This is a genomic window from Hydrogenophaga sp. A37, from assembly GCF_002001205.1.
Classification (GTDB): Bacteria; Pseudomonadota; Gammaproteobacteria; order Burkholderiales; family Burkholderiaceae_C; genus Hydrogenophaga.
In genome coordinates this window covers 15,933-39,265 of sequence record NZ_MUNZ01000094.1, presented here as the reverse complement: position 1 = coordinate 39,265, position 23,333 = coordinate 15,933, and the positions used below count along the sequence as shown (strand labels likewise).

The following is a 23,333-nucleotide window of genomic DNA, read 5'->3' as shown; positions in this document are numbered from 1 at the left end:
GCCCCTCACACCGCCCATGCCCCACACCCACCCCCACCTGATCGAGGCCGATGGCCTGTCCATGCAATACACCATCGGCACCCGCCAGGTGCAGGTGCTGCGCGACGTGAACCTGCGCGTCGCTGCGGGCACGAGCGTGGCCATTGCGGGGCCTTCGGGTTCGGGCAAGACCTCGCTGTTGCTCCTGCTGTCGGGGCTGGAGCGGCCCGGTGCGGGGCGCATCCGCATCGACGGCACCGACCTGGGCAGCCTGAGCAGCGACGGCCTGGCCGACCTGCGGCGGGAGCGGGTGGGCATCATCTTCCAGAGCTTTCACCTGCTGCCCAGCCTGAGCGCGCTGGACAACGCGGCCCTGCCGCTGCAGATGGCGGGGGCCAGCGGCGCGCGCGAGGCGGCGGCCGAGATGCTGCAGCGCGTGGGCCTGGGGGACCGGTTGCACCACCGGCCTTCGCAGCTCTCGGGCGGGGAGCAGCAGCGCGTGGCGATTGCGCGGGCGCTGGTGCACCGCCCGCGCCTGCTGCTGGCCGACGAGCCCACCGGCAACCTCGACGACCAGACGGCCGGGGCGGTGCGCGAGCTGATCTTCAGCCTCAACCGCGAGCTGGGCACGACCCTGGTGCTGGTGACGCACGACCTGGATTTCGCCGCCCGCTGCGACCGCGTGCTGCGCCTGCACGAGGGCCAACTGCACGAGACGCTGGAGGGGCACGAAGCCCCGACCACCCGCCAGCCGGAGACGCGCAATGCCCTTCCTGCTTGACCTGGCTTGGCGCGACCTGCGCGCCAGCGGCCGGCGCCTGTGGATCTTTGTCGCCTGCCTGGTGCTGGGCGTGTCGCTCGTGGCGGCGGGCGGCGGCCTGTACCGCCAGGTGGCCGACGCGCTGCGCCACGACGCGCGGCTGATCTTCGGTGGCGACGTGGAGGTGGAATCGCCCCAGCCGCTGCCGGCCGATGCGCTGGCATGGATGCAGGCGCGCGGCACCGTCTCGCGCGTGATCGAGCTGCGCACCATGCTGCGTCTGGCATCGGGCCGCGCGCAGCTGATCGAGCTGCTGAGCGCCGACGCCGCCTACCCGCTGTACGGCGCAGTGGCGTTGCAGCCAGCCGGCACGCTGGCCGACACGCTCGCGCAACGGGACGGCCAGTGGGGCGCAGCGGTCGATGCCGCGCTCGCCACGCGCCTGGGCCTGAAGCCCGGTGACCGCATCGACATCGGCGATCTGACGCTGACCGTGCGCGCACTCACTGTGCGCCAGCCCGACCGCAGCCTGCGCGCCGACTGGGGCGCGGCGCCGGTGTTGGTGGCCGAGGGCGCGCTCATGGCCACCGGCCTGGTGCAGCCGCTCAGCCGGGTGGAACACCACCACCGCGTGCGCACGGCCGAGCCAGCCAACGCCTGGCGCGACCAATTCATCGCCGCCTTCCCCGCGCTGGACGCCGAGACCCGCAGCTTCGACGAGCGCAGCGACCGCATGGCCGAGGTGCTGGGCCAGATCGGCTCAGGCCTGCTGCTGATCGGTTTCTCGGCGCTGTTCATCGGTGGCCTGGGCGTGTTCAACAGCGTGCAGGCCTACCTGCAGGGCAAGCTCACCAGCCTGGCCACGCTGCGCGCGCTGGGCCTGCGCGACGGCCGGCTGGCAGCCTTCGTGTTGCTGCAGATCGGGTTGCTGGCGGTGCTGGCCAGCGCGGCGGGCGCGCTGCTGGGCATGGGCCTGGCGCTGGCCGGTGCGCAGCTGGCGGCCGACAAGCTGCCGGTGACGCTGCTGCTGCACAGCCTGTGGCCGCCCGCGCTGCTGGCCTTGGCGTTCGGCGTGTTGACCGCGCTGGCGTTTTCGCTGCCGGCGCTGGGACGGGCTTTGTCGGTCAGCCCGGCGGCGCTGTTTCGCGGCGTGGAGGGGCAGGCGCTGCACACGCCGCGCCGCGCGCGCTGGCTCACCGCCGCCGTGGCCGGCGCCACGCTGGCGCTGCTGGTGGCCACCCTGCCCGACCCGCGCTTTGGCCTCGCCTTCGTGCTGACCACGGCCGCGCTGCTGGGCCTGCTCGACCTCGCCACGCGCGGCCTGCGCCGCGCCGCCGCGCGCCTGCAGCACCACCGGGCCCTGCCCTTGCCGCTGCAGCTGGCGCTGGCCGGGCTGCAGCAGCCGCATTCGCCGCTGCGCACCGCCCTGCTCTCGCTGGGCTCGGCGCTCACGCTGCTGGTGGCCTGCACCCTGGTGGTGGCCACGCTGCTGCGCACGGTGAACGACACCGTGCCCGAGCAGGCACCGGCCCTGGTGTTCTATGACGTGCAGACCGATCAGCTCCCGCTGCTGCGCGAGACCCTGCAGGCTTCGCCCGGCCTGGTGGCGGTGAAGACCGCGCCGCTGGTGCTGGGCCGGCTGGTGGCCGTCAACGGCGAGGCGCTGCGCTCGAGCGGCATCAATCAAACCGACCGCCAGCGCGCCCGCGAGTCGCACGACGAACACAAGCTCAGCGACCGCAGCGGCAACTTCGACGACGTGGTGGTGGACCGCGGCGCCTGGTGGCCGCTGGACCACAAAGGCGAACCGCTGGTGGCGATGGAAGACACCGAGGCCGACGGGCTGGGCCTGCAGGTGGGCGATAAGCTGCGTTTCGAAATCTTGGGCCAGCCGGTGGAGGCCACGCTGAGCGCTATCTACAGCCAGCGGCGCATGCAGTCGCGCCTGTGGCTCGAAGCCATCTTCAGCGACGGCGTGCTGGACCCCTTCATCACCCGCCACGTGGGCGCGGCCTGGATGCCGACCGGGAGCACGCTGGACGCGCAAGACCGGCTGGCGGCGGCGGCGCCCAACATCGCCACCGCGCGCACCGAGTCCATGCTGCGCGAGACCCGCGCGCTGATGGGCCGGGCCAGCGGCGGCCTGGCGGTGGTGGCCGGCGTGTGCCTGGCCGCGAGCCTGCTGGTGCTGGCCAGCGTGGTGGCCGCCAGCCGCAGCCGCCAGCTCTACGACGCCACGGTGATGCACGCGCTGGGCGCGCGGCATTCGCTGCTGCGGCGCGTGCTGGTGTGGGAGTACACGGTGCTGGCCACCGTGACCGCCGGCTTTGCCCTGCTGGCCGGCAGCGCGCTGGCCACCGCGCTGCTGCAGTGGCGGCTGGACATGAGCCCGGCCGGCCTGTACTGGAGCGGGCTGCTGGCGGCGGCTGGTGTCAGCGCGATGAGCCTGGGGCTGGGCGCGCGCCACCTGCTGGCGCAGATGCGGCTCAACCCGGCGATGCTGCTGCGCAGCGGGGGTTGAGGCGCTCCCATGCGAAGGTGCTGGGCCGGCACCGTCAGCAGAAACCGCCAAAAGAATGGCACGAAATTGACGGGCTTCAAACGCTCTTTTTGCCGTTTTGACCTGTTCAGCGCTGTCTACGATGCCAGCATGAAATCCTTTCTCAACCTCAATCCGTGGCGCTGCTGCGCTCTGGCCTGCCTGGCCACCGCCCTACCAGCCTGGGCTCAGGACACAGCGACGGCAGGGTCTGACTACGTCACGGTCAACTCCACCGGCACCGCACCCGTGGCGGCAGGAAGCAACGCCATCGCCGTCGGCACAAGCGCGACCGCTTCGCAGACCAACGGAAGCGCCTTCGGCGTCAACGCCCGTGCGCTGGGCAGTTCGTCCCTGGCCATCGGACAAAACACCGTCTCAGGCAACGCATCGGCGGGGCATACCATCGCCATTGGCAGTTCCGCCCAAGCCACCGGCGGCTCCTCGACCGCCATCGGTGGCAACGCCCGGGCCACGGGCAACAAGGGCACGGCCTTCGGCGACACGGCGCTCAGTTCAGGGGAGCGGTCACTCGCGATAGGGGCAAACTCAGTTGCCTCCAGCAGCCGTTCCATCGCCATGGGTGACTTCAGTTCAGCCACACACGCCAACGCGGTGGCCATCGGCTCGGGGAGCACCACCTCGGCAGCCGTTCCGACGGCCACCATGGACATCGGTGGCGTTTCCTACCAGCTGTCAGGGGCCAACCCGACCAGCGTGGTCAGCTTCGGCTCCGCCGGCAGTGAACGTCAGATGATCCACGTGGGTGCAGGTCGGGTCAGCGCCGCCAGCACCGATGCGATCAATGGCAGCCAACTGTTCAGCGCCATGTCCGCGACGGAGCAACAGGTGTCCAGCCTGGGCACGAGCGTCACCGCTGTGGACCAGCGGGTCACCTCGGTTGACACCCGTGTGACCACGGTGGACTCACGGGTCACTGCCGTGGACCAACGGGTCACCTCGGTGGACAACCGGGTGACCGCGGTGGACTCACGGGTCACTGCCGTGGATCAAAAGGTCGATTCGGTGAACAACCGGGTGACAGCGGTGAATGCGAGGGTCACCGCTGTGGACCGGCGAGTGACGCTGGTTGACAGGAAGGTCACGCGGCTTGACGCCGAGGCCGTCAAGTACGACACCGAAGCCGATGGCTCCATCAACCGCTCGAGCATCACGCTCAATCCTGGAGGGGACCCCGCACAGCTGCACAATGTCGCGCCCGGCACGGCGACCCGCGATGCGGTCAACCTGGGCCAGATGCAAGACGCCACGCGCGATGTCAGCCGGCAAGCCTCTGCGGGGACCGCCAGCGCCATGGCCATGGCCAACATGCCGCAAGCGCAGATGCCGGGGAAGAGCATGGCCACGGCTGCCGTGGCCTCCTACCAGGGCGAAACGGCGGTCGCTGTCGGGGTGTCCGTTCTGTCGTACGACGGACGCCGGACGCTCAAGGTCAGCGGCTCCACAGACTCCAGGAAGCGCCGGGGCTTTGCGGTAGGTGCGGGCTTTCACTGGTAAGGCCACAATGGGCTTCATGCCCATCGACCACCCATCCACCTACCCCAGCACCCGCCTGCCACTGTTCGCGCGCAACGTCGTCAGCACCTCGCACCCACTGGCCGCGCAGGCCGGGCTGCGCATGCTGCTGCGGGGCGGCAACGCGGTGGACGCGGCCATCGCCGCCGCCGCGGCACTGACCATCACCGAGCCGGTGAGCAACGGCCTGGGTTCGGACGCCTTCTGCATCCTCTGGGACGGGCAACAGCTGCACGGGCTCAACGCCAGCGGCCCGGCGCCGATGGCCTGGACGCCCGGCTACTTTCACCACCGGTACGGCGCCGACGCGCTGACGCCGCCCAAACGCGGGCTGGACTCGGTGACCGTGCCCGGTGCGGTGGCGGGCTGGGTGGCGCTGAGCGAGCGCTTCGGCCAACTGCCGTTCGCCGACCTGATGCAGCCGGCGATTGAACTGGCCGAGCGTGGTTACGCGGTGCCGGTGGTGGTGCGGCAGAAGTGGGCGTTGGCCACGCCCGAGCTGCAATCGCTGCCGGGCTTTGCCGATGCCTTCCTGCCCTGGGGCCGTGCGCCCCAGGTGGGTGAGCTGTTCAAGTTCCCGTCCGCCGCCAAGGGCTTGCGCGCCATCGCCGAAACCAGGGGCGAGGCCTTCTACCGCGGCCCCATCGCGCAGGCGCTCGCGCGCTTTGCATCCGAGCACGGTGGCGCGCTCACCGAAGCCGACCTCGCGGCCTACCGGCCCGAGTGGGTCGCGCCCATCGGGCAGGACCACAAGGGCCACACGCTGCACGAGATACCGCCCAACGGCCAGGGCATCGCGGCGCTGGTCGCGCTGGGCATCCTCTCCAACTTCGACCTGACTTCGATGAAGGTCGACAGCATCGAGGCGCAGCACCTGCAGATCGAGGCGATGAAACTGGCCTTTGCCGACGTGTACCGCTTCGTGGCCGAGCCCGGCGCGATGGGTGTAACGACCGAGCAGATGCTCGACCCGGCCTACCTGCGCGAACGCGCGAAGCTGATCGACATGAAGCAGGCACAAGACTTCGGTGCCGGCAACCCGGCCAAGGGCGGCACGGTCTACCTCAGCGCCGCCGACGAGCGCGGGATGATGGTCAGCTTCATCCAGAGCAACTACATGGGCTTCGGCTCGGGCGCGGTGGAGCCGCAGTTCGGCATCAGCCTGCAGAACCGGGGCCACGGCTTCAACCTGAGCGCCGGCCCGGGCCGCAACACCGCCAACCTCGTGGCGCCGGGCAAGCGGCCGTTCCACACCATCGTCCCGGCCTTCCTCACCAAAGACGGCCAGCCGGTGATGAGCTTCGGCGTGATGGGCGCCAACATGCAGCCGCAGGGCCATGTGCAGACCCTTGTGCGCCTGCTCGACCACGGCCAGAGCCTGCAGGCCGCGTGCGACGCGCCGCGCTGGCGCTTCGACGCCGGGCTGCACATCAACGTGGAGTCGGCCATGGACCCGGCAGTGGTGCAGGGCCTGACCGATCTCGGCCACCAGACCCGCAGCATCAACGACCCCTACCAGGACTTCGGCGCGGGCCAGTTCATCTGGCGCCTGGGCGACCCGGGGGCGGAAGGCTATGTGGCGGCGAGCGACCCGAGGCGGGATGGGGCCGCGGTGGGCTACTGAGCCGGGGGACCAGGCGCGGGTTCCGTCTCTGCGAGAAACCTCAGGGCCGCCAGACCCGGGAGAAAGAAGTACCCGCCGCCCACAAGCTCGGTGAAGGCGGGAAGACCGGTGGTGCGGGTGCCGGCCGTGGGTGACTGAACAGAGAACGCCGCCTCGCCGCGCCCGCCCAGCAGCGGGTCGCTCTCGTTGTCGAGATCGGCAAACTGCGGGTGCGCGATCCAGCGCTGTTGCACGAATTCAAACTGGCGGTCCAGGTCGGCATTGAGTGCGATGAAAAACAGCCCCTTGCCGCAGCCACGCCGCCCGTCCGCATGGCCGCAAGCGCCGTGGTCCGCCTGCTGGCATTCACCGGCATACACCCGGCCACGGCGGATCAGGCGGTGCAGCTTGGCGTTGGCCACGCCGGAGCGGACGTCGGAACCGAGCGTGTCGCGCGGGTTGGCGCGGCGGATGTGCGAGCCCAGCGGGCACTGGAAACCTTCGGCATCGTTGACGCGGAAGCGGAAGCCGTCCAGGTCGGCGGGCGGCATCGGCTGCTGCACCAGGGGAGCGCCATCTTTGCGGCGCCCCACCATCTGCTCGGTCAGGCTGGGTGCGCCCTCGCGGGGCGGCGGGTGCGCCGCATCAAACGCCTCGAACCGGTCCACGTGCTGTCGGATGTGGCGCACCACCAGGTAGCTGCCGTGGCTGCCGAAGTGCGGGGGGGCGTTGGCCGATGCACCCGCGCTGGGCCAGCGCGCGTCGTCGGGCGCGTAGGACAGGTCGCCGTACTCGTTGGGCAGTCCCAGCACGAACTCGCCGTCGGCCACCACGCTGTCGTCGGCCATCTCGCGATCGATTTCGCGCCGCTGCTGCAGTCGGCGTGAGCGCTCAGCGGTGCTGTGCAGCACGGGCTGTGTCAGTCCGTCGCGAAAGCCGAACGGCTCGAACAGCCGCGACTCTTTGGTGTCTTCGTTCCGCTCAATGAAGGCGGGGCAGGTGGGCACCGACTGCACCAGTTCCAGCCCGCCCGCCTGCAAGGCCGGCGCCGACAGCGGCCCCTGCTCGTCAAACGGCGTGCGCCGGAAATGCGCCAGCAGCAGGTGCACGTCCTGGCGCTGCTCGCCGGGCAAGTCGCCCCACCGCCAGGTTTCGACGTTCGCATCGGCCAGCGCACGCGCGCGGTCGGGCTGGTTCATGCCCTCGCGAAACGCCGACGGAAACGGAAAGTCCGCGTCTTCCTGCAGCCCCAAACGGAGCAGCCCCGTGTGCGTGAAGGCCACGGCCAGCGCCTCGTCTTGTGCGGTCTCTCGGCCAAGCTGCCCGCGCGCCTTGAGCAGCCCCATCACCGCGTCCTGGCGCAGCCAGCGTCGGGCGGCGGCCGGGTCCTGGATGCGCAACAACAGGTAGCGGCAATGGCGCAGCTGTGCGAACGAGGCGTAGACCAGCGCCTGGACGTCTGGGGTGCTCACCGGATCAAACATGGGACTTTCCTCCGTGCTGCGCACTGCGGAGCTGAGCGCCTTCGGAACGGCCGGGCGGCGCTCATGACTGCACCGCCTTGGCAATGAGGGTGTCGTTGACCAGGTTGCGTGGGCCGAACAGCGCGTCGCGCAACTGCGTCGCGCGTTCGACCTCCGCGTGCTTGTGGGGATAGGCCTGGTACAGATAGAGGTGCGGCAGCATGCTGTCGCGCGCATAGGTCTTGAACCACTGCTCGAACTGGCAGCCTCCGGCCCAGGACAGCCAGCGCGTGGGCGGAAAGTCGCGGGCGTGCCCCACGTCGGGATGGCCCGGCGCGGCGGCCGGCCGCGGCAGCAGCCTCGTGCGGCGCCAGAACAGGTTGACCCCCACCGTGGCCCCGGCGATGAATTCACCCAGGTAACCACCGAACGAGCCATCGAAGTTGCTGCAGAACAGCAGGCGCCGGCCGCCGTCGATCAGGTGCCAGCGGCCATAACGGATGCCCTTCGCCTTGCCCAGCGTTCCGTTCGCGAAAAGCCAGCGCCCGACCCAGGTGATCAGCTTCAGCCAGCAGCGCAGCCACGCCGCGTGCCAGACCACCGGGGCACGCAGCTCGGTGAGGCTGATCATGTGGTTCGGCCGTCCAATGAGATCGGCCTCACCACGATGCACCATCGGATGCACCTGGTGGGCGCGGGGCACCTCCCGAGTGGCCCGCGCGTGACGGGCGCGGTCCCAGCGCCGCATCAGGCGCCAGAAGCCACTGGAGAGGTTTCGCCGCACGGTCATCGCCGACAGCATGAGCGGCGACAGGGCCAGCAGAACCACCACCAGCGCCACCAGTTGCAGCCCCACCAGCCCCAGCAGCAGCGGCCATTGGCAGTACCAGGCCACACAGACCTCGGCGGCGATGCGCGTGGCCATGCCCCCGCACACCAGCAGCAGCACCGCCGAGCCGAGCGCCGCCGCGGTCCGCCGCAGGCCACCCCGGCGCCACACGTTGCGCGGCGCGGGCGTGCGTGCCCAGGCGAAAGCGTCTTGCCCGGCGGCCCAGGCCGACAGCTTCAGCGCCAGCACTTGGCTGTCCAGCGGGCCGGCCGCCATCAGGCGGGTCGCCTCGGCGCGCACCTGCCGGTACAGCCCGTGTTCCTTGCGAATCTGCTGCACGCTGCGGTCGCGTGTGCCCACATAACCACCGTCCGCGCCGAGGGCGTGGCGCAGCAACCAGCCGCGCAGCCACAGGCCGCGCTCGCTATCGGTGAGCAAGGAGGTGTCCGCATCAGCCTGGTAGAGGGGCCAGAGCACCTCCAGTCCCTGGTCGACCAGGCGACGCATGAGGTCGGCGTGCGTGATGCCCTCATCCACCGCCAGCTCCAGCATCAGCGAGGGCAGGCTGCCCGGCGCACTGCCCGGCGCGGGCGGCAGCGCGGCGATGCTGGCGAAGTGCACGCAGCCCAGCGCCTCCATGACGCCGTCCAGCGCAGGCTGCATCAAGGGCACCGAAGTGGCCTGTCCGGGCCAACCTGGCGTCACCACACACACCATCTGCTGACGAACCATGTCCGCGCTCCCCTTCAGAACACCAGGTGCAGATGGGCCACCGCCGGGCCGTCGTGCGCCAGGGCTTTGCGGTGGGCCAGGCGGCAGGGATGCGGCAACAGCAGCAGCCCGATCACCATGCTGGTCAACATCTCCAGCGCGTGTTCCTGGCCCGGGCAGCGCCGGTGTCCGTAGCCGAACACCATGTAGCGGTCGTCGGCGTTGCGGTTCCATTCGCGCCCGGGCCGGAACTCGCCGGGCCGTTCGGTGGCCGCCGGATCGAACATGGCGCCGATCACCATCAACAGCATCGACCGCCCCGCGCTGACCGCGGCCGGCCGCACGTCGCCCGCATCAAATGCAGTCGCGCTGGGCACCGCGCGCGCCACCAGCGGAAACACCGGGCGAAAGCGCAGCAGCTCCAGCACCACATCGCGCACCGTCTGGCGCAGCGCCGGGTCCAGCCACGGCATGGCCGGGGTTCTGGCTTGCTCGCGCAGCTTCAGGTGCCACTCCCGGCGGCGCAACAGCTCCACCATCAGGTGCACGCCCGCCTGCACCGCCACCGGATGGGACACCCACATCAGGCCCACCGTGTTGCGGTGGATGTCTGCGTGGCTGCAGGTCGGCAACCGCGGACCCAGTGCCTGGCTGACCTCACCCAGCCGGGCACCCACACGGCGGTTGAGGGCGTGCCCAGCTTCTTCGGCCCGCGCCTGAGTGCCGGGCGTGGCCACACCCCCCACCACCAAGTGCGCCGCGACATGGCGCAGCTCCAGAAACAGCTGCTGCTCCACGCGCTCGGGGTCGGCACCGGACACCCCTTGCGCCAACGCGTTGCCCGCTGGTCCAAAGCTGCGTTTCATGGTGCGCCACACCAGCGGCGCCAGGTAGTCGTCCACCAGATCGAAGTGGCCATGTTCAGCGCCCTTCGTCCAGCCGCGGATGCGACGCCGCGCGAGCACCGCGCTGAACTGGCCCAGCCGCCGGCCGGTGCGCAACATGGCTTCGAGCGTCTTGCGCTCAGCGTGATAGCGAGGCCCGTCTTCCATGCCGATGGAAAACTCGCCCGCCACGAGGTTGGGGGCGTGTGCCACGTTGGAGAAGCTGCCCGGTCTCAGCAGCGCGGCCACCACCGCGTCGCGCCTGGCAACCACCGGTGCCCACTGGCTGGCCAGGGGCCAGCGCCGCAGCATGGCCGCCACCAGGCGCAGCAGGCGGGGCTGGCGCATCACCCAGCAATACACCCGGTACAACAGCCCGCTGCCCACCCCCGTGACTTGCGAGCGGTGTACCGCCGAATCAGCCATGGGCCGCCTCCGGTGACCCGTCTGCGGGCTGGTGAAAACCCAAGAGCGCCATCAGCGCCTGCGACCGCTGTTCAATGCCCACCATGCCGCAGGCAGCAGCGCCCTGCCGGGCCGCCTGCAGGTGTTCCATTGCGGCATCGGTCTGCTCCAGATGAAGGGCCCGCAGACCCATGGCGAGCAAGGCATCGACCACATGGCCCCATTGCTCGTGGCGCGAGGCGTGATCGCGCGCGGCGCCGAACTGCTCCATCGCCTCCCCGTGCCGGCCGGCCGCCGCGAGCGCCTGGCCCAGGCCATAACGAAGGTAGAACTCGCTGTACAGACCGGCGAGCTGGTAGGACTTGTCGGACAGCGTCTGGCGCACCATGTCCTGCGCCTCGGCGAGCCGCCCCTGGTGGCCCAGGGCCTCAGACAGCAGACCGACGATGCACGGCGTCATGGTCGGGACGTCCTGCTCCTGGCACAGCCGGAATGAGTCCCGCAGCCGTTCGGCCGCCGGTGCAAACCGGCCCTGACGCAGCCAGAGACTGGTCTGCGCGAAATCCACGAGGGCACGCGAATAGGCATGGTCCTGTTGCGCCAGCTCGGCGTAGGCCTGGTCGCAGACGGCCTGGGCCGTGTCCTCTTCGGCCAGCCGCATCAACGCATCGGCCAGGAACACCTTGAGGTGAACGCTCGGCACCGTGGCCCAGCCCGGCATGAAGCGGCGCGACGACAGTTCCACGGCAAACCGTGCCTCGACATCGCGCGCCATGGCCACGAGCTCGCGGTACCGGCCCAGGCAGTGCAGCAGCAGCAGATCCACCAGGGCCGCCGTCATCTCCGAGCTCCGGCTGCCGGCCTGCGCGGCGGCCGCGCGGGCGCTGCGGGTGGCCTCCAGCCCCTTGGACGGCATGCCCCGCGCCCAGTAGAGCACCGCCTGCTGCAGCGCCACGGCGGCCGTGCGTTTGGGGCTGCCCATCTGCGCGGAAATCGCCTGCGCGCGCTCCAGGTGCATGAACATGGCGTCGAACTGACCGAGCGGCAACAAGGCCCCCAGGGCCTCGGTGCGCAGGGCCAGCTCGGCGTTCAGCCGCGTGGGCTCGTCGTCAATGCGGCCCGCCGCGTCCAGCCCGGTGTCAAGCAAACGCAGGGCATCGCGATTGGCCGAGCGCGCCACCGAACGCACCATTGCGATCCCGGCGTATTGCGCCGCTTCGGCCCACAGGCCACCGGCGTAGGCGTGGTGCGCCAGCACCGCCGCCTGCTCGGCCGCCAGCTTGCCCAGCCGGTCGCACAGGGCGCGAAACGCGGTCTGGTGCAGTTGTTTGCGGCGCGGCCGGGTCAGCGCAGCGGCCACCACCTCCTGCACCAGCGCGTGCTGGAAGCGCACCGGCGTGTCGGGCCCTGGCGCCTCAGGGCCGCCCCCCGCCTCGGCGGGTCCGCGCGCACGTTGCAGCAGGCAGGCATCCATGCACAGGCGCAGGAGTTGAACCACCTCGTCCTCGGGGTCGCCCAGCATGCGCGCCAGCATGTCGGCCGCTGTCACGGCGTTGAGGATGGCCATGGCTTCCAGCAGGCCCTTGGCCTTGGCGGGCAACCGGTCCACGCGCGCACCGATCACGGCCGCAATGGAGGCCGGCACCCCCGGCTCGGTCTGTTCGCCCACGTAGCGGTAGTGCCCTGGCGCGCCGTCGAAGGCACCGGCGTCGGCCAGCCCCAGGCTCATCTGTTCCAGGTAGAAGGGGTTGCCGTCGGCGCGTTCGAGCAGAACGGGCACCACGGACTGGAGCGATTCATCGGTGCCCAGCAGCGACTCGGCCAGCTGGATCATGTCGCGCTGGGTCAGCGGCCCCACCCCCATCTCCTCGAACCACACCGGGTCTGCCCAGCGGTGCACGAAGTCTTGCCGGTAGGAAAAACACAGCAGCACCGGCAGCTGATCCAGCTTGCGCCACAGCCCTTCCAGCGTGCGCAGGCTGTCGCGGTCGGCCAGAAACACGTCTTCGACCACGATCATCAGCGGCCCTTGGCTCAGCCGCGTGGCGATCAGCCAGAGCAGCGCTTCGCCGATGCGGTGGCGGCGCTGGTTGGGGGTCAGCAGCAACCATTCGGCGGCAGGGGCCTCCAGGTCGAGCAGGTCGATGGCGGCCGGCAGGTGCCGGCTGGCCGCTTCGGGCCAGGTGGCCAGCGCCTGTCGCGCGGCCTCGCGCTCGCGCCACGGGTCCACCTCTTCGCCCAGCCGCATGAGGGCCCGCATCAGATCGGCCAGCGCGCTGTAGGGCAGGTGGTTGGTGTAAGAGCGCGTGGTCATGCTGCAGACATCGAAGCCCACGGCACGCACGTTGTCGGCCAGTTGGGCCAGCAGGCGGGTCTTGCCGATGCCCGCCTCGCCCCGCAGGCCCAGCACACACAGCCGGCTCTGCGCCACCCGGGACGCCACACCCAGCAACTTCTCCAGCAGGCTGTCGCGACCGAGCAGCGGCTGCGGCAGGTGCCCGAGGACTTGCGCCGTCGCGGCGCTCTCGCTGGCGTCGATGTCGATGGCCAGTTCGAACAGCTCCACCGGGCGGTCGAAGCCCCGGATCTCGCGCGGACCCAGCGGTCGCAGCGACAAACCGCCATCCAGCAGGCGCGCCGTGGCGCCGCTGACCAGAATGGAGCCGGGCTGCGCCAGTTGCTCCAGCCGCGCCGCCAGGTGCAGCGCCGCGCCGTCGACCCGGTGGTGCGAGGTCAGCAGGTCGTTGATCGAGCCGACCACCACCTCGCCTGAGTGGATGCCGACACGCACCGGCGCCTCCAGGGCGCCGTTGTCGGGCTTCGCCTCCCGCGTGCGCCGTTGCAGCGTCAGTGCTGCCAGGCAGGCACGCAAGGCATGGTCTTCCTGCGCGACGGGTGCACCGAACAGGCCCACGATGCCGTCGCCTTGCAGGCGGCGCACCGAACCGCCGTAGGTTTCCACCGCCTCCGCCATGGTTTTGAGGGTGCGGTCCAGCAGCACCTGCGCTTCTTCGGGGTCCGACTGGGACACCAGGGCGGTGGACCCGCAGAGATCGGCGAACAGCAGCGAGACGATCTTGCGTTCGGCCACGCTGTCATCAAACTTCAGCCCGCACTGTGAGCAGAACTTGTCACCCGCACGGCGCGTGCGTTTGCAACGACCACAGACCCCACTGGTTGGTTTTCTAGTCACGGCAGCTCGTGCGGACACGTCGGGAACAAATGGAACGGACACTGACAAGGCAGGCCGGCGCTGCGCCTTCCAAATGAAAGCACCATTTCATTATGTTGCAAGCCCGCCGCCCAGGACAATCCCGCCGCAGACACGCGGCGAGCCGGCGATCAGGCCCTCACGCGGTCTGTGAGTGCAGAAACACGCGCGCCTTGCGCGGCGACACCACCAGCGTCTCGCCCTCTTTGAAGCCCAGATCGCGGAACTGCTGCGCGGGGATCTGCGCTTCGATCAGCGGGTCGTGCCCGGCCGGCTGGTTGTTCTCCACCGGCTGCAGCTCCAGCCGCGCGATCGGGCCCACCACGATGGCGCGGCTGAGCGTGGCGACGATGCCGCTTGCACCCGGCGTGTGGCGCTGCACGTCGAGGTCGTGCGGGCGCACGTAGGCGAAGGCCTGTGCGTTCTGCGCGCCGGCGTGTTCGGGCGTGTCGATGGCCACGCCGTCCAGGTGCAGCAGACCTTCGTGTGCGCGACCGTGGAACAGGTTCACGTCACCCAGGAAACCGTAGACGAAAGGGCTGGCCGGGTGGTCCCACACGTCCTGCGGCGAACCGCACTGCTCCACCACGCCCTTGTTCATCAGCACCACGCGGTCGGCCACCTCCAGGGCTTCTTCCTGGTCGTGGGTGACAAAGATGCTGGTCACGTGCAGCTCGTCGTGCAGGCGGCGCAGCCAGCGGCGCAGCTCCTTGCGCACCTTGGCGTCGAGCGCGCCGAAGGGTTCGTCGAGCAGCAGCACCTGGGGTTCCACTGCGAGGGCACGGGCCAACGCAATGCGCTGGCGCTGGCCGCCGGAGAGCTGCGAGGGGTAGCGGTCGGCCAGCCAGTCGAGCTGCACGAGCTTCAGCAGGTCGGTCACCTTCTGCTTGATCTGCGCGTCGCTCGGGCGCTCGCCGCGTGGCTTCACGCGCAGGCCGAAGGCCACGTTTTCGAACACGCTCATGTGGCGGAACAGCGCGTAGTGTTGGAACACGAAACCCACGTTGCGCTCGCGCACGTGCACGTCGGTCGTGTCTTCGCCGCTGAAGTGGATGCTGCCGGTGTCGGGCGTTTCAAGGCCCGCGATGATGCGCAGCAGCGTGGTCTTGCCGCAGCCCGAGGGGCCGAGCAGCGCGAGCAATTCGCCCGACGCGATATCGAGGTTGACGTCGCGCAGGGCCTGGAACGTGCCGAAGTGCTTGTTGACGTTGCGGATCTGGATGCTCATGGGGATGGCCTTGGTTTGACTCCCTCGCCATACAGCGAGAGGGTGGCTTTCTGACTCCCTCGCCCCACTGGGGAGAGGATCGATTCTCTTGCTCCCTCGCCCCTCTGGGGAGAGGGTGGGGGTGAGGGGCACGCGTGAAGTGGTGTTGGCAAACGCAGAGCCCTCACCCCTGCCCTCTCCCAGAGGGAGAGGGAGTTAAAACCGGGGGCCGCTCCGGCGGCAGCTCGGCCAGGGCCTTGAGTTCACGCTCCATGCGCCACTCGGCCACCGACTTGATGGCCAGCGTCACCAGCGCCAGCAGGGCCAGCAGCGAGGCCACGGCGAACGCGGCCACCGACTGGTATTCGTTGTAAAGAATTTCAACGTGCAGCGGCATGGTGTTGGTCTGGCCACGGATGTGGCCCGAGACCACGCTCACCGCGCCAAACTCACCCATGGCCCGCGCGTTGCACAGGATCACGCCGTAGATCAGGCCCCACTTGATGTTGGGCAGGGTCACGTACCAGAAGGTCTGCCAGCCGGTGGCGCCCAGCACCTGGGCCGCCTGCTCCTCGTCGTTGCCTTGCGCCTGCATCAGCGGGATGAGTTCGCGCGCGATGAAGGGGAAGGTGACGAAGATCGTGGCGAGGATGATGCCGGGCACGGCGAACACGATCTTGATGTCGTGCTCGGCCAGCCAGGGGCCGAACCAGCCCTGCGCGCCGAACACCAGCACGTAGATCAAACCGGCCACCACGGGCGACACCGAGAACGGCAGGTCGATCAGCGTGGTCAGGAAGGACTTGCCCTTGAACTCGTACTTGGCGATGCACCAGGCCGCCGCCACGCCGAACACCAGGTTCAGCGGCACCGCGACCAGCGCGGTGATGAAGGTGAGGCGGATGGCGGACCACGCGTCGGGCTCCCGGAGCGCTTCCGCGTAGGCGCCCCAGCCCTTGCGCAGGGCCTCGGTGGCCACGGCCGCCAGCGGCAGCACGAGGAACAGGAACATGAAGACCAGCGCGAAGCCGGTGAGCGTGTAGCGCACCCAGGGCGCTTCGGTGGTGCCGCGTTGGGCACTTCTAACCGCGTTCTGATTCATTGGTTGCTCCCCGCCGAACGCTTGCGCTGCCAGGTTTGAAGGCCGTTGATGACCAGCAGCAAGACGAACGAGATGATCAGCATCACCGTGGCCACCGCCGTGGCACCGGCGTAGTCGTACTGCTCCAGCTTGCTGATGATGATCAGCGGCGTGATCTCGGACACCATGGGCATGTTGCCGGCGATGAAGATGACCGAGCCGTATTCACCCACCGCGCGCGCAAAGGCCATGGCAAAGCCGGTGAGCAGCGCGGGCGCGATGCTCGGGAAGATCACGCGGCTGAAGGTCTGCCAGCGCGTGGCGCCCAGGCAGGTGGCGGCCTCTTCCAGCTCCTTCTCGGCGTCTTCCAGCACGGGCTGCACCGTGCGCACCACGAAGGGCAGGCCGATGAAGATCAGCGCGATCACGATGCCGTTGGGGTTGAAGGCGAGCTGGATGCCGTGCGGCTCCAGCAGCGAACCGATCCAGCCGTTACCGGCCAGCAACGCGGTGAGCGAAATGCCGGCCACGGCCGTGGGCAGCGCGAACGGCAGGTCCACCAGCGCGTCGACGATCTTCTTGCCCGGGAAGCTGTAGCGCACCAGCACCCATGCCACCAGCAGGCCGAACACCACGTTGACCATGGCGGCGATGAACGAGGCGCCAAACGTGAGCCGGTACGAGGCCAGCACACGCGGCGCGGTGACCGCCTCCCAGAACTGCGGCCAGGTCAGCGTGAAGGTCTTGAAGACCAGCGCCGACAGCGGGATCAGCACGATCAGGCACAGGTAGAACACCGTGAAGCCCAGCGTGAGATTGAAGCCGGGCAGCACGCGACGCGTGGAGCGCCGCAGACCGGCATCCGGTGGAACGAGGGCGGGCAAAGTTGAGGTGTTCATGTGGTGGGTTCTCTCGCATGGAAAAGCCATGCAAGCCATGTGGTTGACGCGCGCGCTTGATGGGGTCAGGCTGCTGGCACTGAAGCGCCGCTTCCTGCGATGCGCCCTTGAAAGACATTGCCATGCAGCACCATCAGCCACCCCCCGACCAAGCCCTGGCCAACCATCCGCGGACCTACTCCGATCCGGAGCTGCGTGCGTACGCCGAAGAGCAGGCCGAAGACATCCTCGACAGCGTCGTGCACTACATGCCCATCGTCTTGCCGGTCATGGGGGCCATCCTGATCTTCATGCTGGCCTTCATCGCGGTGTTCATGGCCTGACAGTGTTGGCCTGGGGCCTTACTTGTTGGTGTACAGCTTGTCGAACTGCCCACCGTCGTTGAAGTGCACTTTCTGCGCTTCGGCCAGCGAGCCGAAGTACTCGTTGACCGTAAACAGCTTGATCGGCTTGAACGCGGCGGCGTACTTCTTCAGCACGGCCTCGTTGCGCGGGCGGATGTTGTGTTGGGCCGCGATCTCCTGGCCTTCGGGGCTGTAGAGGAAATCAAGGTAGGCCTTGGCGTCGGCCGCCGTGCCCTTCTTGGCCACGGTGCGCTCGACGATGGCGACCGGGTTCTCGGCCACGACGGAGGCGCTGGGGTGGATCGCGTCGACCTTGCCGGCGCCGAATTCCTTGTCCACCGAGACCACTTCGGATTCGAAGGTCACGAGCACGTCGCCGATGTTGCGTTGCAGGAAGACGCCCGTGGCATCGCGCCCGCCGCGCGCCAGCACCGGCACGTTCTTGTAGAGCTTGCCCACGAATTCGGCGGCCTGCGCGTCGGTGCCGCCCTTGGCGCGCACCTGGCCCCAGGCCGCGAGGTAGGCCATGCGGCCGTTGCCGCCGGTCTTGGGGTTGACCACCACCACCTGCACGCCGGGTTTGATGAGGTCGTCCCAGTCCTTGATGCCCTTGGGGTTGCCCTGGCGCACCAGGAACAGCATGGTCGAGGTGGTGGGCGCCGCGCCGTTGGGGAATTTCTGGCGCCAGTCCTTGGCGACCACGCCCTTTTCGGCCAGGAAATCGACGTCGGTGGTGGTGTTGAAGGTCACCACGTCGGCCTCCAGGCCGTCGGCCACGGCCCGCGCCTGTGCGCTGGAGCCGGCGTGCGACTGGTCCACCTTGATGTCCTTGCCGGTGCCCTTCTTGTGGCTCGCCACGAAGGCGGTGTTGAGGTCTTTGTAGAACTCGCGCGCCACGTCGTAGGACACGTTGAGCAGCGTGGTCTGGGCCGAGGCGACGGAGGCAGCGGCGAAGGCGATGGCGCCGAGGGAGAGCTTGAAGGTGTTGTTCATGGGGGTGGCTTCGATAGAGAGAGTGCATGGGATTCTGGAATCCATGCCTTCATTTACAAACGACTTTGTTCTTGTTTTCTTATTCGTCAGTTGAATAAGCAAGTCATGCGGCCACCGGCCAAGCGGGGGTCACGTTGGCCCCGAGGGATTGCAACAAGGCCAGGCCCAGCGGCCATTCGCCGTGACCGGAATCCACGTTGATGTGCCCCGCGTCGTTGAGCCGCACGAACTCGCTGCCCCAGGCGCGGGCGTAGGCCCCGGCCAGGCGCACCGGGCAAAACGGGTCGTTGCTGCTGGCCACCAGCACGCTGCGGTACGGCAGCTTCTGGTAGGGCACGGGCGCGAAGTCGGCCAGCACGCCGCGGCGCTCCGGGTCGGCGGGCGCGACCAGCAGCGCGCCCTGGATGCGCGCCGCCACCTCGGGCGGCAGGTGCGTGGTGGCGATGCAGCCCAGGCTGTGCGCGACCACCACCACCGGCCCGGGCGCCTGCTCGATGGTGTCGGTCAGGCGTTGCACCCAGGCCCGTTTGAGCGGACTGACCCAGTCGTCCTGCTCGACGCGCAGCACATGGGGCAGGCGTTCGGTCCAGAGGCTTTGCCAGTGGCCGGCGCCCGAGTTGCGCCAGCCGGGCACGATGATGACGGTGGGAGAAGACATGCCGCCCCCGGTCTCAAAAACGGGACCGCCAGCGGGCGGTGGGTGTCCGGGTGAAGTCCGTGGCGAGCTCGCCCGGTCTGGCTGTGTTCATGGGTGCGCTCCTTCATGGCTGATGGCCGGCATTGTGGAGAGCACCACCGCGCAAACCAACGACTATGAAGCAGTTTGTATATGGCCCAGCGGCATATGGCGGGCTGATGACGCGGAGGTCAGCCCTGGTCCAGCGGCACGTACAGCCCCACCTTCATCGCGTCGATGACGACATGGGTCGTCATGCGGACCACCTGCGGCACGTCGGCCATCAGGCGGGCCGCGAGCGCGTCGTAGGCCTTCACGTCGCGCGCCACGACCACCATCATGACGTCGAAGCTGCCGGTCACGTAGTAGACCTGCTGGACCGCCGCTTCGGACTGTGCCCACAGGCGGATGCGCGGCAACGCCTCGTAGTTGTCCTTGATCTCCAGCCCGGCCAGGAAGCTCATGGTTTGGCCCACCGCCTGCGGGTTCACCACCGCCACCTCGGCGCTGATGGTCTTGTCCTGGCGCATGCGGCGCAGGCGCCGCTGGACGGCGGAAGCCGACAGGCCCACCGCCTCCGCGATGACCTCGGCGTTGAGCTGGCAGTCCTTCTGGACGAGGTCCAGGATCTTTCGGTCAAAAACGTCCAGTTCGGTGTCCATGCGGCGATTCTAGGCACTGCGCCAGCGCGTCGCCGCAGCGCACCGGTGCGGCCAGAATCGCCGCCATCCCGCGCGCCATGGGCGTTTTTTGCCGCCGGGCCGCAATCCAGGCGCGGATACTTGCGCCACTTTTTGCGCTGAAAAAAGACCTTCTGGTCACCCTGCCCGTCGGTTGTCCGACTATTTTTTTCTGGAGATCACAACGTGAGTCGTTCCCTGTTGAGTGGCCTGGTGGCCGGTGTGCTGTCCTTCGCCGGTGCTGCGCACGCCGAAGATGTGGTGCGCATCGGCACCCTGTCGGACTACGCGCCGTTCGAGTACCGCGACGCCAAGGGCGAGCTCAAGGGCATGGAGATCGAGCTGGCCAAGACCATGTGCAAGCACATCCAGGCCAAGTGCGAGTACGTGACGATGGACTTCGACGCGCTGATCCCGGCGCTCAAGGCCAAGAAAATCGACGCCGTGCTGGCCCAGATGTCGATCACCGACGAGCGCAAGAAGGTGGTGGACTTCACCGACCTGTTCACCCTGGCCCCGGTGCAATACGTGGCCAAGGCCGGCTCGGGCATCACCGAAGACCCGGCCACGCTGCGCGGCAAGACCGTCGGCATCTACAGCGGCTCCAGCCACGAAACCTACCTGAAGAAGCGCCTGCCCAAGAGCCAGTCGGGCATCGCTATCAAGGCCTACCCCTCGCAGGACCCGATCTGGCTCGACCTGGAGGCGGGCCGCGTGCAGGCCGCGCTGACCGACACCACGGTGGCCCACGAGTGGCTGGAAAAGACCGGCAAGGCCAAGGGTTTCGCCCTCGCAGGCAAGCCGCTGAACGACGTGGCCATGTTCGGCGAAGGCACCGGCATCGCCGTGCGCAAGGGCGACCCGCTGCGCACGCGCCTGAACACCGCGATCAAACAGGTGCTGACCGACGGCAGCTTCGCGGCCGAGAACAAGAAGGTGTTTCCCTTCAGCATCGCGCCCACGCTGAAGTAAGCTGGCGCCCCTAGGGACCAGGCCGTCCGGCAGGGTGGCCTGGTCTTCCTGTTTGTGTTGGGTGGTGAATGGACGATTTGTGGCTGTACGCCGGTCAGTTGCTGCAGGGTGCCTGGATCACCGTGCAACTGGCCCTGTCTTCGCTGGTGGTGGGCCTGGCCCTGGGGCTGGTGCTCGCGGCCGGCAGCCTGAGCCGTCGCACGCCGCTGCGACGCGCCGTGCGGCTGTGCACGGGCCTGCTGCGCGGCATCCCCGAGTTTCTGATCGTGCTGGTCTGTTACTTCGGCCTGTCCAATCTCATCAACAACCACTTTGACGGCGCGGTGGAGATCAGCCCGTTTGCGGCGGGGGTCTTCGCGCTGTCCATCGTGTTCGCGGCCTACGCCAGCGAGGTGTTCCGCGGCAGCTTCGCGGCCCTCCCCCGGGGGCAGATCGAAGCGGCGCAGGCCTTCGGGCTCACGCCCACCCAGACCTTCTTCGCCGTGCGCCTGCCCCAGGCCTGGCGCATCGCCCTGCCCAGCCTCGGCAACCTGTGGCAGTCGCTGTTGAAGGACACCTCGCTGGTGTCCGTGGTCGGGCTCGAAGACCTGCTCAAGAAGTCCAACATGGGCGCCCAGGCCACGCACCAGCCGTTCCTGTTCTTCCTGGCGGCAGCGGCCGTGTACTTCGTGTTCCTGCACGCCTCGCAACCGGTCTTCACCTGGCTGGAGCGGCGGGCCGGGCGGGGCTTTGACGCGAGGACGGTATGAACTTCGCCCCCATCGAAGACTGGCTGGCGCTGCCCACCGACAGCGTGCTGGAGGTGTGGGAAGGCCTGGTGATCACCCTGCAGCTGCTGTGCGGTTCGGTGCTGCTGGCCCTGGCGCTCGCGCTGCCGCTGGCGCTCGCGGCCACCTCGGGCAAGGCCTGGCCGGCGCGGCTGGCGCGCGGTTACAGCGCGGCGTTTCGCGGCACGCCTTTGCTGGTGCAGCTGTTCATCCTGTACTACGGGGTGAGCCAGTTCGAAGCCGTGCGCCAATCGCCCGCCTGGTGGCTGCTGGAAGACGCGTTCTATTGCGGCCTGCTCGCGCTCAGCCTGAACCTGGCGGCCTACATGGCCGAAGACCTGCGCGCCGGCATCCTGGCCGTGCCCCTCGGCGAAAAGGAAGCCGCCCTGGCCATGGGCATGAGCCCGTTCCAGTGCGACCGCCGGATCGTGCTGCCCGCAGCCTGGCGCATCGCCACGCCGGCCCTGGGCAACGAGGTGATCGCCCAGCTCAAGGCCACGGCCCTGGTGAGCACCATCACCGTGCTCGACCTCACCGGCATCGCGCGCCGGCTGTCGAACGCTTCGTACACCACCGACGCGCTGGTGGTGGCCGGTGGCATCTACGCCGTCATAACGCTGGTGGTGGTGCTGGCCGTGCGCCGGATCGAGCGGCGCTTCGGCCCGGCCGGCCGCCGGTAGCCGGCCCGCGCGGACCCGGGCCGGGATGCCGTTTGCCGGCATTTCGGCCGCTTCTTCGCAGCCCGAAATCCGGCCCCGTGGCTACGCTCGACGGGCACGTGTTCCATCCCTTTTACAACGCCATGACGCCCACCCCAGAACCCATGTCCCCCCTGCAAACCGCGCTGGCCGAACAGGGCCTGTTCGTGCTCGATGGCGCGCTGGCCACCGAACTGGAGCGCCGTGGCGCCGACCTGCTGGACCCGCTGTGGTCTGCCAAGCTGCTGATCGAACAGCCCGACCTGATCCGGCAGGTGCACCTGGACTACTTCCTCGCCGGCGCCGACGTGGCCACCACCGCCAGCTACCAGGCGACCTTCGAAGCCTTTGCACGGCGTGGCCTGGGCCACGAAGAGGCGGCCGACCTGATGCGGCGCTCGGTGACGCTGGCCTGCGAGGCCCGGGACGCCTTCTGGGCCGAGCCCGCCCACCGCGTGGGCCGCCGCCGGCCCCTGGTGGCGGCGTCCATCGGCCCCTACGGCGCCATGCTCGCCGACGGCTCCGAGTACCGGGGTTACCAGGGCATCTCGCGCCAGGCGCTGGCCGACTTCCACCGGCCGCGCCTGCAGGTGCTGGCCCAAGCGGGTGCCGATCTGCTGGCCTGCGAGACCATTCCCTGCCTCGACGAAGCGCTGGCGATCGCGGGCCTGCTGCCCGAGTTTCCCGGCGTGCAGGCCTGGCTCAGCTTTTCCTGCCGGGACGGCGCGCACAACTGCCAGGGCGAGCCCTTCGCCGACTGCGTGGCGCAGCTCGACGCCCTGCCGCAGATCGCCGCCGTGGGCGTGAACTGCACCGCACCCGAGTTCATCGAATCGCTGGTGGCGCTGGCCCGTTCGCACACCACCAAACCCATCGTGGTCTACCCCAACTCGGGTGAACACTACGACGCGGTCGACAAGGTCTGGCACGGTGACGGCCGGGCACATGACTTCGCCGCCCAGGCCATGCGCTGGCACGGTCGCGGCGCGCGGCTCATCGGCGGCTGCTGCCGCACGGGGCCGGACGACATCCGTGCCATCAAGCAGGCCGCCGTGGCCAGTGGTGCGTTGATCGAAACCAGCGCCGACTGAGCCGA

The 23,333-nt window shown here is 69.1% G+C and carries 19 protein-coding genes; 9 read left to right on the top strand and 10 right to left on the bottom strand.

Going from position 1 to position 23,333, the window contains the following annotated elements; genetic code table 11:
• The 4 genes from B0E41_RS10430 to B0E41_RS10415 form a co-directional block, all read left to right on the top strand.
• Positions 1 to 760 (top strand): ABC transporter ATP-binding protein (locus B0E41_RS10430; protein ID WP_363350932.1); only part of this gene is annotated, 760 nt, incomplete at its 5' end.
• On the top strand, positions 744 to 3,260 hold the full coding sequence (locus B0E41_RS10425) for an FtsX-like permease family protein (protein ID WP_077331026.1): 2,517 nt from the start codon (positions 744 to 746) through the stop codon (positions 3,258 to 3,260). The genes B0E41_RS10430 and B0E41_RS10425, both read left to right, overlap by 17 nt.
• Before the next feature lie 129 nt (positions 3,261 to 3,389).
• Positions 3,390 to 4,796, top strand: coding sequence for a YadA-like family protein (locus B0E41_RS10420; protein WP_171984728.1), 1,407 nt, complete (start codon positions 3,390 to 3,392; stop codon positions 4,794 to 4,796).
• Between the two features lie 16 nt (positions 4,797 to 4,812).
• Positions 4,813 to 6,438 carry a gamma-glutamyltransferase family protein gene (locus tag B0E41_RS10415; protein WP_077331032.1) on the top strand — a complete coding sequence of 542 codons (1,626 nt, stop codon included), beginning with the start codon at positions 4,813 to 4,815 and terminating at the stop codon, positions 6,436 to 6,438.
• On the opposite strand, the gene B0E41_RS10410 is transcribed toward B0E41_RS10415, so the two are convergent.
• The 7 genes from B0E41_RS10410 to cysT form a co-directional block, all read right to left on the bottom strand.
• Positions 6,432 to 7,901, bottom strand: coding sequence for a Dyp-type peroxidase domain-containing protein (locus B0E41_RS10410; RefSeq protein ID WP_077331024.1), 1,470 nt, complete (start codon positions 7,899 to 7,901; stop codon positions 6,432 to 6,434). The genes B0E41_RS10415 and B0E41_RS10410 overlap by 7 nt on opposite strands.
• A 61-nt stretch (positions 7,902 to 7,962) precedes the next feature.
• Positions 7,963 to 9,441 (bottom strand): hypothetical protein, encoded by a 1,479-nt coding sequence (locus B0E41_RS10405; RefSeq protein WP_077331023.1) that lies wholly within the window; start codon positions 9,439 to 9,441, stop codon positions 7,963 to 7,965.
• Positions 9,442 to 9,455: 14 nt separating this feature from the next.
• Positions 9,456 to 10,730: a cytochrome P450 gene (locus B0E41_RS10400; protein WP_077331022.1), complete on the bottom strand. Its 1,275-nt coding sequence runs from the start codon at positions 10,728 to 10,730 to the stop codon at positions 9,456 to 9,458.
• On the bottom strand, positions 10,723 to 13,800 hold the full coding sequence (locus tag B0E41_RS10395) for an adenylate/guanylate cyclase domain-containing protein (protein WP_143433771.1): 3,078 nt from the start codon (positions 13,798 to 13,800) through the stop codon (positions 10,723 to 10,725). Before B0E41_RS10395 ends, B0E41_RS10400 begins: the two co-directional genes overlap by 8 nt.
• Before the next feature lie 259 nt (positions 13,801 to 14,059).
• The gene (locus B0E41_RS10390; protein ID WP_077331020.1) at positions 14,060 to 15,148 is read right to left on the bottom strand and encodes a sulfate ABC transporter ATP-binding protein; all 1,089 of its coding nucleotides are present in this window, start codon (positions 15,146 to 15,148) and stop codon (positions 14,060 to 14,062) included.
• 163 nt (positions 15,149 to 15,311) lie between these two features.
• Complete coding sequence (gene cysW, locus B0E41_RS10385) at positions 15,312 to 16,229, bottom strand: sulfate ABC transporter permease subunit CysW (RefSeq protein WP_077331019.1); 918 nt, start codon at positions 16,227 to 16,229, stop codon at positions 15,312 to 15,314.
• Positions 16,226 to 17,107 (bottom strand): sulfate ABC transporter permease subunit CysT, encoded by an 882-nt coding sequence (gene cysT, locus B0E41_RS10380; RefSeq protein WP_077331018.1) that lies wholly within the window; start codon positions 17,105 to 17,107, stop codon positions 16,226 to 16,228. Before cysT ends, cysW begins: the two co-directional genes overlap by 4 nt.
• Before the next feature lie 122 nt (positions 17,108 to 17,229).
• Here cysT and B0E41_RS10375 point away from each other — a divergent pair, with 122 nt between their 5' ends.
• Positions 17,230 to 17,430 (top strand): hypothetical protein, encoded by a 201-nt coding sequence (locus B0E41_RS10375; RefSeq protein ID WP_077331017.1) that lies wholly within the window; start codon positions 17,230 to 17,232, stop codon positions 17,428 to 17,430.
• An 18-nt stretch (positions 17,431 to 17,448) separates the two neighbouring features.
• On the opposite strand, the gene B0E41_RS10370 is transcribed toward B0E41_RS10375, so the two are convergent.
• The 3 genes from B0E41_RS10370 to B0E41_RS10360 all read right to left on the bottom strand — a co-directional run bounded on the left by B0E41_RS10370 (position 17,449) and on the right by B0E41_RS10360 (position 19,782).
• Positions 17,449 to 18,444: a sulfate ABC transporter substrate-binding protein gene (locus B0E41_RS10370; RefSeq protein WP_077331016.1), complete on the bottom strand. Its 996-nt coding sequence runs from the start codon at positions 18,442 to 18,444 to the stop codon at positions 17,449 to 17,451.
• Positions 18,445 to 18,547: 103 nt separating this feature from the next.
• Complete coding sequence (locus B0E41_RS10365) at positions 18,548 to 19,102, bottom strand: alpha/beta hydrolase (RefSeq protein ID WP_077331015.1); 555 nt, start codon at positions 19,100 to 19,102, stop codon at positions 18,548 to 18,550.
• Positions 19,103 to 19,311: 209 nt separating this feature from the next.
• Positions 19,312 to 19,782, bottom strand: coding sequence for an Lrp/AsnC family transcriptional regulator (locus B0E41_RS10360; RefSeq protein WP_077331014.1), 471 nt, complete (start codon positions 19,780 to 19,782; stop codon positions 19,312 to 19,314).
• Between the two features lie 204 nt (positions 19,783 to 19,986).
• Here B0E41_RS10360 and B0E41_RS10355 point away from each other — a divergent pair, with 204 nt between their 5' ends.
• The 4 genes from B0E41_RS10355 to mmuM all read left to right on the top strand — a co-directional run bounded on the left by B0E41_RS10355 (position 19,987) and on the right by mmuM (position 23,328).
• Positions 19,987 to 20,772 (top strand): transporter substrate-binding domain-containing protein, encoded by a 786-nt coding sequence (locus B0E41_RS10355; RefSeq protein ID WP_253194768.1) that lies wholly within the window; start codon positions 19,987 to 19,989, stop codon positions 20,770 to 20,772.
• A gap of 68 nt (positions 20,773 to 20,840) precedes the next feature.
• The gene (locus B0E41_RS10350) at positions 20,841 to 21,521 is read left to right on the top strand and encodes an ABC transporter permease subunit (RefSeq protein WP_077331013.1); all 681 of its coding nucleotides are present in this window, start codon (positions 20,841 to 20,843) and stop codon (positions 21,519 to 21,521) included.
• Positions 21,518 to 22,219, top strand: coding sequence for an ABC transporter permease subunit (locus B0E41_RS10345; RefSeq protein ID WP_077331012.1), 702 nt, complete (start codon positions 21,518 to 21,520; stop codon positions 22,217 to 22,219). The genes B0E41_RS10350 and B0E41_RS10345 overlap by 4 nt, the downstream gene beginning before the upstream one ends.
• Positions 22,220 to 22,362: 143 nt before the next feature.
• Positions 22,363 to 23,328: a homocysteine S-methyltransferase gene (gene mmuM / locus B0E41_RS10340; protein ID WP_077331011.1), complete on the top strand. Its 966-nt coding sequence runs from the start codon at positions 22,363 to 22,365 to the stop codon at positions 23,326 to 23,328.
• The last annotated feature ends 5 nt before the right edge of the window (positions 23,329 to 23,333 follow it).

What these genes read in the sequence shown, in the direction of transcription:
- cysW (WP_077331019.1), bottom strand. Translation starts at nt 16,229, where the DNA reads ATGAATCAGAACGCGGTTAGAAGTGCCCAACGCGGCACCACCGAAGCG.
- B0E41_RS10390 (WP_077331020.1), bottom strand. Translation starts at nt 15,148, where the DNA reads ATGAGCATCCAGATCCGCAACGTCAACAAGCACTTCGGCACGTTCCAG.
- B0E41_RS10350 (WP_077331013.1), top strand. Translation starts at nt 20,841, where the DNA reads ATGGACGATTTGTGGCTGTACGCCGGTCAGTTGCTGCAGGGTGCCTGG.
- B0E41_RS10400 (WP_077331022.1), bottom strand. Translation starts at nt 10,730, where the DNA reads ATGGCTGATTCGGCGGTACACCGCTCGCAAGTCACGGGGGTGGGCAGC.
- B0E41_RS10375 (WP_077331017.1), top strand. Translation starts at nt 17,230, where the DNA reads ATGCAGCACCATCAGCCACCCCCCGACCAAGCCCTGGCCAACCATCCG.
- B0E41_RS10425 (WP_077331026.1), top strand. Translation starts at nt 744, where the DNA reads ATGCCCTTCCTGCTTGACCTGGCTTGGCGCGACCTGCGCGCCAGCGGC.
- B0E41_RS10345 (WP_077331012.1), top strand. Translation starts at nt 21,518, where the DNA reads ATGAACTTCGCCCCCATCGAAGACTGGCTGGCGCTGCCCACCGACAGC.
- B0E41_RS10415 (WP_077331032.1), top strand. Translation starts at nt 4,813, where the DNA reads ATGCCCATCGACCACCCATCCACCTACCCCAGCACCCGCCTGCCACTG.
- B0E41_RS10360 (WP_077331014.1), bottom strand. Translation starts at nt 19,782, where the DNA reads ATGGACACCGAACTGGACGTTTTTGACCGAAAGATCCTGGACCTCGTC.
- mmuM (WP_077331011.1), top strand. Translation starts at nt 22,363, where the DNA reads ATGTCCCCCCTGCAAACCGCGCTGGCCGAACAGGGCCTGTTCGTGCTC.
- B0E41_RS10405 (WP_077331023.1), bottom strand. Translation starts at nt 9,441, where the DNA reads ATGGTTCGTCAGCAGATGGTGTGTGTGGTGACGCCAGGTTGGCCCGGA.
- B0E41_RS10370 (WP_077331016.1), bottom strand. Translation starts at nt 18,444, where the DNA reads ATGAACAACACCTTCAAGCTCTCCCTCGGCGCCATCGCCTTCGCCGCT.
- B0E41_RS10410 (WP_077331024.1), bottom strand. Translation starts at nt 7,901, where the DNA reads ATGTTTGATCCGGTGAGCACCCCAGACGTCCAGGCGCTGGTCTACGCC.
- cysT (WP_077331018.1), bottom strand. Translation starts at nt 17,107, where the DNA reads ATGAACACCTCAACTTTGCCCGCCCTCGTTCCACCGGATGCCGGTCTG.
- B0E41_RS10420 (WP_171984728.1), top strand. Translation starts at nt 3,390, where the DNA reads ATGAAATCCTTTCTCAACCTCAATCCGTGGCGCTGCTGCGCTCTGGCC.
- B0E41_RS10365 (WP_077331015.1), bottom strand. Translation starts at nt 19,102, where the DNA reads ATGTCTTCTCCCACCGTCATCATCGTGCCCGGCTGGCGCAACTCGGGC.